This is a genomic window from Mesorhizobium sp. M0830 (assembly GCF_040319965.1).
Taxonomy (GTDB): Bacteria; Pseudomonadota; Alphaproteobacteria; order Rhizobiales; family Rhizobiaceae; genus Mesorhizobium.
In genome coordinates, this window is the sequence record NZ_JAMYOR010000010.1 from 61,065 (window position 1) to 75,516 (window position 14,452).

Below are 14,452 nucleotides of genomic sequence, written 5' to 3' on the forward strand. Positions count from 1 at the left end.
AGGAGTCTACATGTCCAGGAAGAAGGTTCTTCTCGCAGGCGAGTCCTGGGTCTCGACCGCGACCCACATCAAAGGCTTCGACCAGTTTCCGACCGTGACCTATCACACCGGTGCCGACGAACTGCTGGCCGCGCTGAAGGACGGTCCGTTCGACGTCACCTTCATGCCGGCGCATGAGGCACAGCGGAACTTTCCGCAGACCTTGGAAACGCTTTCGGCCTACGACGCGGTCGTGCTTTCCGATCTTGGTGCCAACACGCTGTTGCTCCACCCGGACACCTGGGTCCACTCCAAACCAACTCCGAACCGGCTGCGCCTGTTGCGCGACTATGTCGGCAATGGCGGCGGCCTGTTGATGTTCGGCGGCTATTACAGCTTCCAGGGCATCAATGGGGGCGCGCGCTATCACAAGACGCCTGTCGAGGACGTTCTGCCGGTCACCTGCCTGCCGGTGGACGACCGCGTCGAGGTTCCGGAAGGCTATGCGCCGGTCGTTGTCGGCCCGCAGAGCCATCCGATCCTTAAGGGTCTCGGCAAGGATTGGCCGATCCTGCTCGGCTTCAACGAAGTCGCGGTCAAGGACGGCGCGGAAGTTCTCGCCACTGTTTCCTCCGACTACCGTTCGCTGCCACTGCTGGTGACCGGCAAATATGGCCATGGCCGCACCGTCGCCTGGACCTCGGATGTCGGCCCGCATTGGCTGCCGCCCGGCTTCATCGCCTGGAATGGCTACAGGACGCTGTTCGAACAGATGCTCAGCTGGGCGACGGCCAGGGACTAGCCATGCGCGTCCATGTCGTGGGCAATGTTTGCGTCGATACGACGTTTCGCCTGGACCGTTTTCCGGCGCCAGGCGAGACGCTGAACGCTTCGGAACATGCCGACGGGCTTGGCGGCAAGGGTGCGAACCAGGCGGTGGCTGCGGCGCGCACCGGAGCTGATGTCCGCTTCCGTGCGGCGATCGGCAACGATGCCGCCGGAGCCTGGATCACAGCGCAGTTGAGCCGCGATCTCGATGCCAGCTATCTGACGACGCTGCAGCTGCCCAGCGACCGGTCGGCCATCATGGTCGATGCGCGGGGCGAGAACCTCATCGTCACCGGCGCCAGTTGCGCCGCAGCCTTCGATCCCTTGGCCGACGGCGATTTTATCCGATCGGTCGAACACGGCGACATCGTCGTGATTCAGGGTAACCTGGATTCGGACGTAACGACCGCTTGCCTAAAGGTTGCGCGGCGCGCGGGGGCAACGACGGTCTTCAATCCAAGCCCGCTTGCGGCCGGCAATACACCGGGTTTGAGCGACGTCAGCGTCGCCATCGCCAATGCCGGCGAAGCGGCGCAACTGACCGGAATGAGCAATCCCGACGCGGCAGCCGGCGAACTGATCCGCCAAGGCGCAGGAACCGCTATCGTGACGCTTGGCGCGCTCGGCTGCCTGGTCGCCGATGGCGAAGGACGGATCGACAGGTTCGTGGCGCCGAGGGTGGCTGTAGTAGACACCAGCGGCGCAGGCGATGTCTTCTGCGGTTGCCTCGCCGGCTGTCTTGCAGCCGGCATGGACCTCGCCGCGGCAGCGCGGATCGCGGTCCGCGCCGCAGCCATCTCGGTCGGACGCGCCGGCACGCTCGGCTCCTGCCCCGACAGGCGGGAGATGAAACTGCTCATGGAAACGACGGAAGCGGAAACCGCATGACAAAATCCTCCAAACCGGTCGGCCAGGTCACGAATGATGCGCTGCAGTCGATCTTCGGCAGAACCAAGGTAGTGATCGGCGTTGTTCATCTGGCACCTCTGCCAGGTGCGCCGCGTTACAATGGCGAAGCGGTCGAGGCCATCTATCAACGTGGCCTCGAAGACGCCAAAGCCTATTTGCATGGCGGCTGCGATGGCGTGATCGTCGAGAACCATGGCGACGTTCCGTTTGCCAAGCCTGATGATATCGGGCCGGAAACTTCCGCCTACATGTCCGTCGTCTCAGACCGTATCCGCAGGGAACTCGGCCGGCCGATCGGCATCAACGTGCTTGCCAATGCTTCCATTCCCGCGCTGTCGATCGCCAGTGCCTCCGGCGCTTCCTTCGTCCGCGTCAATCAGTGGGCCAACGCCTATGTCGCCAATGAGGGCTTTATCGAAGGGGAAGCGGCGCGCGCCATGCGCTTCCGCGCCAGGCTTAGGGCCAACGGCATCCGCATTTTCGCCGACGCCCATGTCAAGCATGGCGCCCACGCCATCGTCGGCGACCGGCCGGTTGAGGAACAGGTCAAGGATCTGGTGTTCTTCGATGCCGACGCGGTAATCGCCACTGGCCAGCGCACCGGCCACGCCGCTGATCTCGGCTACATCAGGATGATCAAGGACGCCGCCGGACTGCCGACGCTTGTCGGCAGCGGGGTGACGACCGACAACGCCAACGATATCCTCGACATCGTCGACGGCGTCATTGTCGCCAGTTCGCTTAAGCACGATGGCGTCTGGTGGAACCAGGTCGACCCTCAACGGGTGAACGGCTTTATCCGAGGCCTCAAGCGGTGACTTTGGTGCCGGAGATCGACGGCGAGCGGCTGCTGGGCCGCCTCGATGCCTTCGCCCGGATCGGCGCGACGCGAGCCGGCGGCGTAAACCGTCAGGCGTTCAGCATTGAGGATCGCAGCGCTAGGCGCCTGCTGGCGGAATTGGCGATCGAGCGTGGTTTCGCGGTTTTTCAGGACGCCATGGCGAACCTCTTCATCCGCCGCGAGGGTACGGATGCCACGCTGCCGCCGCTGCTGATCGGCAGCCATCTCGACAGCCAGCCGACCGGCGGGCGCTTCGATGGAGCGCTCGGCACGCTTTCCGCCTTCGAGACGCTCGAAGCAGTGGAGGACGCGAAGGCCGAAACTCGAATGCCGATCGAGGTCGTCGCCTGGGCCAATGAAGAAGGTAGCCGGTTCGCGCCCGGCGTCATGGGCTCCATGGCCTTCACCGGGGCCGATATTTCAGCATGGCAATCCATAGTCGGCAGCGACGGTGCGTCCCTCGCGGAGGAACTCGCGGCAACCATCTCCGCCTTGCCAGAGGCAACCCTTCGCCCCCTCGGCATGCCGGTCTCCGGCTTTATCGAGCTCCATATCGAACAGGGACCATCGCTGGAAAAGGAAGGGCTGCCGATCGGTATCGTCACCGCCGTGCAAGGCACGCGGTGGCTGGAAGTCTCCATTGAGGGCGCTGCCGGTCACGCCGGTACAACCGACCTTGCCTACCGCAGGGATCCGATGGTGGCGGCCGTTGCCGCGATGCACAGGCTGCAGACGACGGTCATGCCGTTCGACAGCAGCGCAAGGCTGACAGTAGGACGGGTCACCGCCAAGCCGGGATCGATCAATGCCATACCGCAGTCGGTGGTCTTCGCCGTCGACATCAGACACCCGCAGGTAGAGCGGCTCGATGCCATCGAAGCCGAACTGCGCCAGGTCTGCGCGGCGGAGGCAGAGGCACAGCATTGCACGGCAATGATCAGGCGGTCGTTCGACATGCCCGGGGCGGCATTCTCTCCCGATATGGTCAAAACCGTCGAGGAGGCCGTCAATTCCCTGCGGCTGCCGCACAAGCAGATGATATCGGGGGCATTCCATGATGCGCTGTTCCTCGCCCGGGTGGCGCCTGCCGCGATGATTTTTGTGCCGTGCCGTGACGGGCTGAGCCACAACGAGGCAGAATATGTGGAGCCCGCCTACGCGATTACCGGCGCGCGGGTTCTGCTCCAGGCGGCTATCGCGGCAGCCTCGCGGCGATGATCGTTCAAGGCACTGCTCTGGCAGGCTGATTGCGCCAACCTCGGGGCCGGCGAGCTCGAGGCGCCCGGTTTCGAGGCGGCGGCGGTCGCCATTCATGCCTGCCCCTGCCCTTGCACCAACAAACCTTGCAGCTGTGTCCTCACCGCCCTTGTGGGTGTCGGAAAATGGATGAATAGTCGGGACGCCACATCGCCCTGAAATTGCCGGTTTGCAGTCCTCAGGTCGTGCAATCGCGAGCCGGATTTCCGAATGGCCAGTCCTGAACCACGCAAGAGAAGAGGTCCGATCGCCACCCGGCTGCTGGCGCTCGACGCGTGGATCGATTCCTCGCTCTACGAGATCGGTTTCAAGGCGCGCCAATTCTGGGAATCCGCGACGATCTTTTCGCGGCGCTTCCGCTTCAGCGGCTGGCGCCGCGGCATCATCGAACTGTTGAGCGAAGGTTTCACGCTCGGCGCCGGCGGCATTGTGGTGATGCTGGCGCTGGCCATTCCAGCTTTCCAAGACACAGCCGGCGACTGGCGCGCCCAGGGCGACTTCGCGGTCACCTTCCTTGACCGCTACGGCAACGAGATCGGCCAGCGCGGCATCATCCAGCGTGATTCAGTACCGGTCGACGAGATGCCCGATCATGTCATCAAGGCGGTTCTCGCAACGGAGGACCGCCGCTTCTTCGATCACTACGGCATCGATGTGCTGGGCCTTTCACGCGCGATCTTCGAGAATGTGCGGGCAAATTCCGTCGTCCAGGGCGGCTCAAGCATCACCCAGCAGCTGGCCAAGAACCTGTTCCTCACAAACGAGCGCACATTCGAGCGCAAGATCAAGGAAGCTTTCCTGTCGCTGTGGCTCGAGGCCAATCTATCGAAAAAGGAAATCCTGCAGCTCTATCTCGACCGCGCCTATATGGGAGGCGGCACGTTCGGCATCGAGGCGGCCGCGGACTTCTATTTCGGCAAAGGCGTCAAGGACCTGAACCTCGCCGAGGCGGCGATGCTGGCCGGCCTGTTCAAGGCACCGACCAAATATGCGCCGCATATCAACCTGCCGGCGGCGCGTGCGCGCGCCAATGTGGTGCTGTCCAACCTTGTCGATTCCGGTTTCATGACCGAGGGCCAGGTTTTGCAGGCAAGACTGCACCCGGCCGACGTCGTCGATCGTGGCGAACAGAAGAGCCCTGACTATTACCTCGATTGGGCGTTCGACGAGGTCAAGAAGATCGCAAAACCGGGACAGCATTCGCTCGTTGCCCACACCACCTTCGACGCCAACATCCAGAAGGCGGCGGAAGAATCTGTGGAATTCCACCTGCGCCAGTTCGGCAAGGAATATAACGTCACCGAGGGCGCGGTGGTCGTCATCGAAACCAACGGCGCCGTGAGAGCCATCGTCGGCGGCCGCGACTATGGCGCCAGCCAGTTCAACCGCGCCACCAAGGCGCTTCGCCAGACCGGCTCATCGTTCAAGCCCTATGTCTATGCAACAGCGATGGAACACGGTTTCACGCCCAATTCCATCATTTCCGGCGGCCCGATCAGTTGGGGCAGCTGGTCGCCGCACAATTACAGCGGCGGCTCGGCGGGCAATGTCACGCTGATCGTGGCAATGGCGAAGTCGATCAACACCGTGCCGGTGCGCCTGGCCAAGGACTATCTCGGCATCGGCCCGATCAAGGCCATGGCCGAGGCGATGGGTGTGGAATCGCCGCTCGAATCGCACAAGACGATGGTGCTCGGCACTTCCGGCATGACGGTGATGGACCAGGCGACGGGCTACAGCGTGTTCGCCGACAACGGCTTCGTCGGCTCGCGGCACGGCATCACCCAGTTGGTGACCCGCACTGGCGACGTGGTCTACGATTTCGCCAAGGATGCGCCGCCGCCACATCGGGTTCTGTCCGAGCAAGCGCTGAAATCGATGAACACCATGCTGGCGGCGGTACCGGTGATGGGCACGGCACGGCGGGCCCAACTCCCGAACATCGTCGTCGCCGGCAAGACCGGCACGACGCAATCCTACCGCGATGCCTGGTTTGTCGGCTTCACCGGCAACTACACGGCAGCGGTGTGGATGGGCAACGACGACTTCACGCCGACGAAGAACATGACGGGCGGCTCGCTGCCGGCGATGGTGTGGCAGCGACTGATGGTCTACGCGCACCAGAACATCGACCTCAAGCCGATTCCCGGCATCGACAAACCCTTTGTCGATGAGGAGGTCGCTGCCAAGGCCGAGGAAGCGCAGAAGAAGAGCGACGCGCAGGCGGCGGCCGATGCCGCGGCCGAGCGGCCGGCGGTGCTGTCCAGCCGGACGACGCAGACGTTGCGAGACATGTCCAGGCTGTTCCAGTCGGCGCCTGTCCTCAATGCGCCCCAACCGCCGGAGACGCTGTCGGCACTGTGATTGGCGCGCCTCTTCCCTCTGCCCCGGTGGGAGAAGCGAAAGCAGCGCCTAACCACAACGCTTGTCGGCAATCCCACGTAGGGCTCCGAACTCAGGTTAGAGACCTGACGGCAGCCAGTTCGGGCGATGTCGGCAGCTTTTGTGCCGGTAGCTTTTCTGATAGGAATTTTTTCTAGACTTCGTGACCTCAGCTATGGTACAAATTTAACTATGGTGCTGATTTGCGCCAGTGACCCGCCGCGCAGGCGGGTTTTTCGTTTGATGCTCCGTCAGCCTACGCGCCAGCGAAGGCTGCGAAGGAACCCGTCAACCCTGGTTCGTTGCCCTGTAATCCCACGCCCGCCGCTTGCCACAAGCCCCCACGCCGCGATATCTCCGAGCGGCAACTCTTCTTATCCCCGGCCCCTCATGCTCAAGAATGCCTTCCTGACGCTGCTTTCGCTTGCCATAGCCATCGTCGGCGGCGGCGGCAGCGTCTGGTATGCGCTCAAGGTCCAGGATGGTGTCGGCGCCATCCGGATCGGCCAATGGAGGGCCTTTCCCGACATCGGCACGCCGTCCGCCGATCCTTATTCCAAGGCCCGCGTGGCGCGCGAGGGCGTGCTTGCGCTCGGCCGCGCCGAAGGCTTGTCCTTCGTGGCCGAGCGCGACGCGGGCGGCGCCGAGCTCAAGCGCGAATGCACCTACACGATCGAGGGTGGTTTTCCGACGGCACGGTTCTGGACGCTCTATGCCGCCGACCAGTCGCTCGGCGTGGTCGAAACCAGCAGACCCCGACTTGCGGCGCTGCAATCCTATGGGGTTGTGCGGCAGCCCGACAATTCGGTCATCATTTCCGCCGGCCATCGCCCGATGCCGGGCAACTGGCTGCTGACCGACGGTTTCGGCAGGATGTATTTCGTGCTGACCTTCTACGACACGCCGATCGCCAGCAGCACCGGCCTCTCGGACGTTTCGCTGCCGCGGATCGTAAAGGTCGGCTGCGATGCGTAGTTTGTATGCGGCGATGCGTAGGGTTTTTCATGCGGTCCTGCTCGGCCTGCTCGGCGCCGGCATCGTGCACATCGTCGTGCTGTTTCTGGTGCCAGAATTTTCCGAACGCGACGCCTGGTCGCGTCTGTCCATGGCGTCGGATCTCTACAAGATGACCCGGCTCGATGCCGAAGCTGGTGGCGCGCCCGTGGTGAAATCCGTCGATCCGCTGTTTTACGCAACGGCGTGCCGGTTCGACCTGGGCGAGGGCATGGTCCGGATCAAGGCACCTGGACATGTTCCGTTCTGGTCGGTGTCGGTCTATGACCGCAGCGGCCATAACATCTATTCCTTCAACGACCACACCGCGACCGGTGGCGTGCTGGATGCCGTCGTGCTGACGCCGGCGCAGATGATCGACGTGCGCAAGGAGCTTCCCGAGGAGCTTCAGGGAGCGATCTTTGTCGAAGCGCCGATCGAGGAAGGCATCTTCGTCATCCGTGCCTTCGTGCCCGATGACAGCTGGAAGCCGAGCGTGTCACGCTTCTTCGCGCAGAGTTCCTGCGAGCTGCAGGACTTCTAGAGCAATTCCAGGAAAGTGTGAAACGGTTTTCCGTCCGGAATTGCGTCAAAACAAAGGGTTAGAGCGGCTCGCCGTTTCCGTGAAACGGTGAACTGCTCTAGTGGTGCGGAACCGGCTTGCTTCCTGGCGATCCCGGTTTGTCGGGGTCGAACGGCCGCACCTCGCCGGCATGAGACCGCTCGTAGCGGATGCCGGGAAAGATGATCACCGCCGCCGGCATTTCGGCGGCTTGCTTCGCTCGATTGTTTGGTGCCGTACGCGGCACGAAAGACAGTACCATGCCCATGGTTCGCGCATTCCTCTCGGTTTCCCCGGAGCACAACGCAACGCCTCCAAATATCATTAAGGCCGGCAGAGGGTTAACGGAGCGCTAACGGATCGTCGCTAACTTGATCTTTGTCTAGAGGTCAGGACGTCCTGGCCGGGGCACTCGCGAAACCGGCACCGTCCCGGTCGAGCGTGGCCGAGCTTGTGTGTGTTGTCGGGCGTATCCTTCGTGTCATCTTCGGACTTCAGGCAAATCGCGGTACGAAAAGATTCGGGAAAGGCCGAAAGGCTGTTCCGCGCCGCGGTGTCGGCATTCTGCTCGCTGACCCGCCCTTCACGCCGTGAGATCGGCCAGCTCGAAGACCTGACGCTGCCGCTGTTCAACGATGTATCCGTCGAATCTCGCCGTTACGTGGCAGCTGCCCTTTCCGAATGCGAATATGCCCCGCCCGCTTTGGTGCGCCGCCTCTGCGAGGAGCCGGTCGACATTGCCGCTCCCTTGCTCATCCGCTCACGCGCCGTCAGCAACATCGACCTCATCGCGCTGATCGGGCGGCACGGACTGCCGCATGCACGTGCCATCGCGCGCCGCAAGGACCTGAACCCGACCATTGCCGATCTGATCCGGGCGCTCGAGAGGCCAACTCTGGTGCGAAGGCGGGAGCCGGAAGCGGACGCCATCATGGCAGACAAGATCGCGCCTGCCAGCACCGAGCCTGCCCCCGAACAGCCCGGAAGAGGACAGGTGGCCGGCATTGCCTCCGAAAGCGCGCGGCGCAGGCTGCGTTCCATGATGCGCACCGGCGACGAGGCGACGGCAATGAGCGCCGATTCTCTCACAGGCGCCGATACCTATGTGAAATTGCGCGAGACGGCGCTGACGGGAAACGCCGCGTTCTTCCAGACCGCACTCGCCGATGCGCTCGACACCGATTTCTCGATCGCGCGCGCGCTCACCGCCAGCCAGAATTACGCGTCGCTGCTTGCCGCACTGCGCTCGCTCGACCTCAGCGAGGATAGGGCATTCCTGATCACGGTCGCGGTCTATCCCAGCCAGTTCCCGCACCCGCAGGCTATCCGCACCTTTCTCGACCGCTACCGGCTCCTGCACCGCGAGGCGGCCGCCGACAAGGTGCGGCTCTGGAAATCGGAAACTCTTTCAAAGGTGGGTCGCGGCGCAGCACCCGCAAACAGCGACACCCACACGGCATCGAACACTGAGGATGCGGCGGCTTCCTCCGGCTTCAGGGCGTCTTCACGGAAATGAGCTCCTCGACCGGCACTGTGCCGGCCTCGATCTCGACCACCCAGATGTCGGGATCGAATTTTTTCTCCCTTTCCAGCCTGGCATCGAGCAAGGCGGCATCGTCGCCGGCCCCGAGCAGAGTGAAAAACCGCTCGTCGGGCTTGGCCGAATCGTAGCTCGTCTGCGGCGCCGGGCCGAACAGGGCAACCTCGCCCAGCCTGCCCCGCGTCACGACGAACACAGCGCCGGCCTCGGTCGCACCGCGCTTGACCACGGCTGCAAATCCGCCAGCACTGAAAACCCGGCGCAACAGGGCCGAGACCCATAGATCCGATGTGACGCGCATGAGAGAACTCCGCTAATGCATGTCGCCTAAATGTGCCGCGGTTTTGGGACAACGACATGCATGGTAACAAGGGGCTCTATCGATATTTCAGCCGCTCGGCGAGCCGTCGTTTCAGCCGTCAGTTGGTGAGGCCGATCTCGCGCATCTTGACGTAGACGATCTCATCGGGCTCGCCTGTCTGCGGCAGCCCGAACAACGACTGGAATTCCTTGATCGCAGATTTGGTGCGCGCGCCGACGACGCCGTCCAACTGCATATCGTCATTGCCGAACGCCTTGAGCCCGGCCTGGATCTTGACGATGCGGGCATCGGGCGCCTGCGCGGCATTCGTTTGGCCGGCATTCGTCTGCTCGGCATTCGTCTGCCCGGAATTCGTCTGTAAAGACACCGGAACGGCGACCGGCGTATCCGGGCGCGGCTGCGGTCTGGGTACGACAGAGGCGGTTTTCGGCGTCGCGCCCAATTGATCCAGCAGCAGTGCGTCGATCTCGCCGGACGTGTTGAGCCCGACCTTCTGCTGATAAGCCTGGATGGCCTTACGCGTGTTGGGCCCGGAAATGCCGTCGACCGTTCCAGAATAGAAATCGAGATCCTTGAGAATGCCTTGCACCTGCTCGACCACCGGATCGCCCTTGATCGGTGCCGGCGCGCCGGATGGCCGCACGATGTTGAATGTCGTCTCCGGTTCGTCCGATGTTGCGCGCGGAAAGCCCGCGATGCTGCGGGTCGCGAAGAACGCGCCGGCATGCGGGAAAGGCTGATACCACAAGGCATTCGCGGAAACGTAGAACAGCGTCACCAGGAATGCCGTCGAGCCACCCACCAGGACGGGATTGCGCGAAATCATGCCGCCGACGGCGACGGCGCCATCCTGAAAGGCATTGCTGCGGCGCTTGACCGCCTTCTTAGGCTGTCTTGCGGAGCGAGCCATTTCTGTCCCCTTTCGCCATAGCCACAGGCATGGTCAGCACGCCGGCCTTCTCCGCCTGACGTCTGTTCGGTCCGTTCACCGGCAGGCTGATGGTCACCGTGGTGCCCTCGCCCGGCATGCTTTCGATGGACATCGTGCCATCGTGCAAGGCCACAAGGCCCTTGACCAGCGAAAGGCCAAGACCTGTCCCTTCGAAACGGCGGGTATAGTCGTTCTGGATCTGCATGAAGGGCTTGCCGAGATTGGCAAAATCCTCCTCGGCGATACCGATGCCGGTGTCCCTGACCCAGAAATGCAGACGCGAACCGATCCGCTTGGCGCCGACGACGACATCGCCACCATCGGGGGTGAACTTGATCGCATTGGAGACGAGGTTGATGAGCATCTGCTGCACGGCACGCCGATCGGCATTGATGTCGCCAGCGTCCGGCGCGATCTGCGCCTGCAGATCGATGTTCTTGGCCCGCGCCTGCACCTGCATCATGGACTGGCACATGTCGACCGCTTCCGCGAACCGGAACGGCTCCGGTTCGGTCGCATAGACGCCCGATTCTATCCTGGACACGTCGAGTATCGAGGTCACGACGGCAAGCAGATGCTGGCCCGAATCCCTCACCAAACCGACATATTCCTTCTGCCGCGGATCCTTGAATGCGCCGAACATCTCATGCAACAGCATGTCCGAGAAGCCGATGATGGCATTCAAGGGCGTGCGCAATTCATGGCTCACCACCGCCAGGAAGCGCCCCTTCGCCACCTCGGCGGACGCGGCCGCCTCATTGGCCGCCGCGAGTTCCTCGCGCAGGCGGGCTATCTCGTCATTCTCGCGCAGGACAAGCGTGAAGACGTCGCCCTGTTCCTCGCCCCGCACCAGATCGAGCGAAAACGGCCGGTAATTGTCGGCCGCCAGGCGGTTATCATTTTGGCCGTTGCCGTTTTGAGGCAGCCTGATGCGCAATTCGAGCCGGCGCGACAGCGCGCCATCGCGCATGTCGGCCAGGGCGCTGAGATAGGAGACGCGATCCGACAGGTGAATGCGATCGAAGAAGCCGTGTCCGGACAGCAGTTCGGCCGGCAGTTTCAAAAGCGTGCGCGCCTTTGGCGAAGCCTCGATAACCTCGCCATGACGAGCGACGCGCAAGACCACCGCATCGATAATGTCTTCGAGCCTATCGGCAGTCTTCACGAGATCGGATGCATCGGTCGTGTCGCGAAGCACCGACGCACGCGGGATCAGCGTGAGCGCCCAGGCCAATGGCACCAGCCAGTGCCATGCAGCAATCTGCGCTCCCGCGAACGGTAACACGGTTGCAGCCAGAGGCTGAGCCAGGATGGCGGCAGCGGCCGACACGGCTCCCCAAAGTGCCGCACGCCGCGAGGCGCCGATCCACCAGGCTTCGAATGGCAGCGCCACGACAAGCATGGCGACAGGCGAACTCAGCCCGCCCGCGGCGGCAATCAGACTGCCGAGAGAAACGCCTGCCGCTGCCAGGGCGACCTGACCTGCTATCGCCATCTTGCCGGTTGCCGCCACCAGCAAGGCGATGAACCAGCACAGGCCAAAGGCCGCGAAGATGGCCGCCATGGTGACGGCGGCGCCCATGCCTGAAGTAACCAGCGTGACCGCGGCGCCAGCAGCAAAGAAAGGAGCGGCGAGCATGACGCCGATGAAGCGGCGCTGGCGCTCGCGGTCGCTCTGCCCAAGAATGGACGGATGGACCATACGTTCGCAACCGGCGGCAATCGCGCCAGGCAATTCGACGTATCTGGCCTTGATTGAACTCAACTCAACGCACCCGTAATCGTCGTGGACAACTCTGCTTTGCAGATCGTTCTGGTTGGCTCTGAAACTCGCATCCAGCGTTTAAGGAATGGATAAGGCAGGGCCGACCAGGGCCCCGGCCTGCGGCAAATATCGGGATGCCGGCAGCCGAAAGCCCGGGCAAATGCAGCCATAGTAAACGGAGGGTTATTCGGCGACGGTCCCCGTCGGATGGCTGCACGCCGCGCCCGGACTCCCGCTCTTTGGCAAAAAAGCAAGAAAAGCAGACGGATAGATGGTTATCCCGCGTTAAGAAAAATCATTCGGATTTGAGACAAATCGATTTCACAATGGCGCGTTTCGAATTTGCCTAAAATTTGAGGAAAATTCTCACTTTGCCTGCAAGCCGTCCTTTGCGCCTGTGTGCCAACATCCTGCCCACAAAAGAGGTCATGCCATATGGATGCATGATCCGGTCACGACGAGAGGGCAAGGGCATGGTCTTCCTGATAAGAATGGCTTTTTGGTTTTCGCTGGTGCTGCTGGCGCTGCCGCTGACTGTTGGACCCGATGAATCGGGCCGTGAAAGCGTCGGGCCGATCCAGGCCCTGTTTGCCGCACGCGAAGCTGTTGGCGACATCGCCGGCATTTGCGAACGCAAGCCCGATGTCTGCGAGACCGGCAAGTCGGCGATGCACACCATCACCGCCCGCGCCAAGGAGACCGCCAAGATCGCGGCATCGATGCTGGACGACAAGTCCGCCGCCGGCCCTGACACATCGACTATGACCGGCAGCGTGCAGGAGGACGTCGTCTTGCCCGAGACAGTCAACCTGCCGGCACAGAATTAAGCCGTTTCGACGGCGCACCGCGGGCCGTCTGACCTCTCGACGCCCGCGGTGTCCTTGTTTTTTCCGTGACGCGGCGCCGCCGCGTAACTATATCCGGCATTATGACCACCACGATCCAGACTATCCGCGACGATTTTTCCTTCCTTGAGGAATGGGAAGATCGCTATCGCTACGTCATCGAACTTGGCGAGGCCCTACCGCCGTTTCCCGACGAGCAGCGCAACCCCGCCAACAAGGTGCCGGGCTGCGTCAGCCAGGTCTGGCTGACCACCGAACAGGGGTCTGGAGCCGATCCGGTCGTCACCTTCACCGGCGATTCGGACGCTCATATCGTGCGTGGCCTGGTCGCTATCATGCTGGCGCTGTTTTCCGGCAGGACCGCCAGCGAGATCCAGAAGACCGATGCGGAAGCGACATTGAAAGAACTCGGCCTCGACGAGCATCTGTCGCCGCAGCGCGCCAATGGCCTTCGTTCGATGGTCAAGCGCATCAAGCGCGACGCCGAGGCGGCGCTCAAGCAGACCGTCTGAACGCGTTCACACTCTCCCTGGAATCGCTCTACTCGATCAGGGCTACCGCCCGGCAAAATCAAACGGCGCCCGAAGGCGCCGTTTGGGTCGATACATCTGCTGGCAGCGATTACCGCGCCTTGCGCTTGCGGCCGAGACCCATTTTCTTGGCGAGCTGCGACCGGGCAGCGGCATAGTTGGGTGCAACCATCGGATAGGTCGGGTCGAGATTCCACTTTTCGCGATACTGATCTGGCGTCAGGTCATAGTGGGTCATCAGATGGCGCTTCAGCGACTTGAACTTCTTGCCGTCTTCAAGGCAGACGATGTAGTCGTCGTGAACCGAGCGCTTCGGGTTGACCGCCGGCTTTTGCTTGTCGGCAGGCGGCTGTTCGCCGGTTCCGCCCACGCGCCCGAGGGCGGTATGGACATCGGATATCAGGTTCGGCAATTCGCCGACCGGCACCGGATTGTTGCTGACATAGGCGGCCACCACATCGGCGGTCAACTCGATCAGCGCATCGCTGTTTCTGGAAGGTGTTTCGACAATATCCATGGTCTTCAGGCCCCAACAAGAGTTACTTCGATCCGCGCCCTTTTAACAGCCAGGGCATCGCACGAATTTGACGCAGACAGAGCTTCTGCGATTCGTGTCGCGGGCACATCAATGGGCCTGCGAACCAAGTAAGTCAATTCGCCCTTCCCGCTATATTGAACGATGTTGATCAATTGTCCCCCGATCAGCTTCAATCTTTCGTGTATCGTGTAATTTGTCGATATTTCTCGCGCCAACCAGCAACGCCTGAC

The 14,452-nt window shown here is 62.5% G+C and carries 15 protein-coding genes; 10 read left to right on the plus strand and 5 right to left on the minus strand.

The window, feature by feature from the left end; genetic code table 11:
* Positions 1-10 precede the first annotated feature (10 nt).
* The 7 genes from NKI20_RS08655 (at position 11) to NKI20_RS08685 (ending at position 7,733) form a co-directional block, all read left to right on the plus strand.
* On the plus strand, positions 11-781 hold the full coding sequence (locus NKI20_RS08655; RefSeq protein WP_352829867.1) for a glutamine amidotransferase: 771 nt from the start codon (positions 11-13) through the stop codon (positions 779-781).
* A 2-nt stretch (positions 782-783) separates the two neighbouring features.
* Entirely contained in the window at positions 784-1,695 is a 912-nt protein-coding gene (locus NKI20_RS08660; RefSeq protein ID WP_352829869.1) for a ribokinase, read from the plus strand.
* A complete protein-coding gene (locus NKI20_RS08665) occupies positions 1,692-2,534 on the plus strand; it encodes a BtpA/SgcQ family protein (RefSeq protein ID WP_352829871.1) in 843 nt (280 codons plus the stop codon). The genes NKI20_RS08660 and NKI20_RS08665 overlap by 4 nt, the downstream gene beginning before the upstream one ends.
* Complete coding sequence (locus tag NKI20_RS08670; RefSeq protein WP_352829873.1) at positions 2,531-3,775, plus strand: Zn-dependent hydrolase; 1,245 nt, start codon at positions 2,531-2,533, stop codon at positions 3,773-3,775. Before NKI20_RS08665 ends, NKI20_RS08670 begins: the two co-directional genes overlap by 4 nt.
* A gap of 249 nt (positions 3,776-4,024) precedes the next feature.
* Positions 4,025-6,178 (plus strand): transglycosylase domain-containing protein, encoded by a 2,154-nt coding sequence (locus NKI20_RS08675; RefSeq protein WP_352829875.1) that lies wholly within the window; start codon positions 4,025-4,027, stop codon positions 6,176-6,178.
* A 408-nt stretch (positions 6,179-6,586) separates the two neighbouring features.
* Entirely contained in the window at positions 6,587-7,171 is a 585-nt protein-coding gene (locus NKI20_RS08680; protein WP_023760480.1) for a DUF1214 domain-containing protein, read from the plus strand.
* Positions 7,164-7,733 (plus strand): DUF1254 domain-containing protein, encoded by a 570-nt coding sequence (locus tag NKI20_RS08685; protein ID WP_352606723.1) that lies wholly within the window; start codon positions 7,164-7,166, stop codon positions 7,731-7,733. Before NKI20_RS08680 ends, NKI20_RS08685 begins: the two co-directional genes overlap by 8 nt.
* A 97-nt stretch (positions 7,734-7,830) precedes the next feature.
* Here the strand turns inward: NKI20_RS08685 and NKI20_RS08690 are convergent, their stop codons facing one another.
* Positions 7,831-8,019, minus strand: a complete 189-nt coding sequence (locus NKI20_RS08690) for a hypothetical protein (protein ID WP_352829876.1) — start codon at positions 8,017-8,019, stop codon at positions 7,831-7,833.
* 210 nt (positions 8,020-8,229) lie between these two features.
* Between NKI20_RS08690 and NKI20_RS08695 the strand changes: the two genes are divergently transcribed.
* Positions 8,230-9,267 carry a hypothetical protein gene (locus tag NKI20_RS08695; RefSeq protein WP_352829878.1) on the plus strand — a complete coding sequence of 346 codons (1,038 nt, stop codon included), beginning with the start codon at positions 8,230-8,232 and terminating at the stop codon, positions 9,265-9,267.
* Here the strand turns inward: NKI20_RS08695 and NKI20_RS08700 are convergent.
* From NKI20_RS08700 to NKI20_RS08710, 3 genes are all read right to left on the minus strand, one after another.
* Positions 9,245-9,592, minus strand: coding sequence for a DUF1491 family protein (locus tag NKI20_RS08700; protein ID WP_023760484.1), 348 nt, complete (start codon positions 9,590-9,592; stop codon positions 9,245-9,247). The two genes, NKI20_RS08695 and NKI20_RS08700, sit on opposite strands and share 23 nt — an antisense overlap.
* 118 nt (positions 9,593-9,710) lie before the next feature.
* Positions 9,711-10,523 carry a peptidoglycan-binding domain-containing protein gene (locus tag NKI20_RS08705; RefSeq protein ID WP_023760485.1) on the minus strand — a complete coding sequence of 271 codons (813 nt, stop codon included), beginning with the start codon at positions 10,521-10,523 and terminating at the stop codon, positions 9,711-9,713.
* Entirely contained in the window at positions 10,498-12,246 is a 1,749-nt protein-coding gene (locus tag NKI20_RS08710) for a PAS domain-containing sensor histidine kinase (RefSeq protein WP_352829947.1), read from the minus strand. The genes NKI20_RS08705 and NKI20_RS08710 overlap by 26 nt, the downstream gene beginning before the upstream one ends.
* Positions 12,247-12,782: 536 nt before the next feature.
* Here NKI20_RS08710 and NKI20_RS08715 point away from each other — a divergent pair.
* Complete coding sequence (locus tag NKI20_RS08715; RefSeq protein WP_352829881.1) at positions 12,783-13,136, plus strand: DUF5330 domain-containing protein; 354 nt, start codon at positions 12,783-12,785, stop codon at positions 13,134-13,136.
* Positions 13,137-13,237: 101 nt separating this feature from the next.
* Positions 13,238-13,666, plus strand: coding sequence for a SufE family protein (locus NKI20_RS08720; protein ID WP_352829883.1), 429 nt, complete (start codon positions 13,238-13,240; stop codon positions 13,664-13,666).
* A gap of 109 nt (positions 13,667-13,775) precedes the next feature.
* Here the strand turns inward: NKI20_RS08720 and NKI20_RS08725 are convergent, their stop codons facing one another.
* A complete protein-coding gene (locus tag NKI20_RS08725) occupies positions 13,776-14,201 on the minus strand; it encodes a Ros/MucR family transcriptional regulator (RefSeq protein WP_023760489.1) in 426 nt (141 codons plus the stop codon).
* Positions 14,202-14,452: the final 251 nt, after the last annotated feature.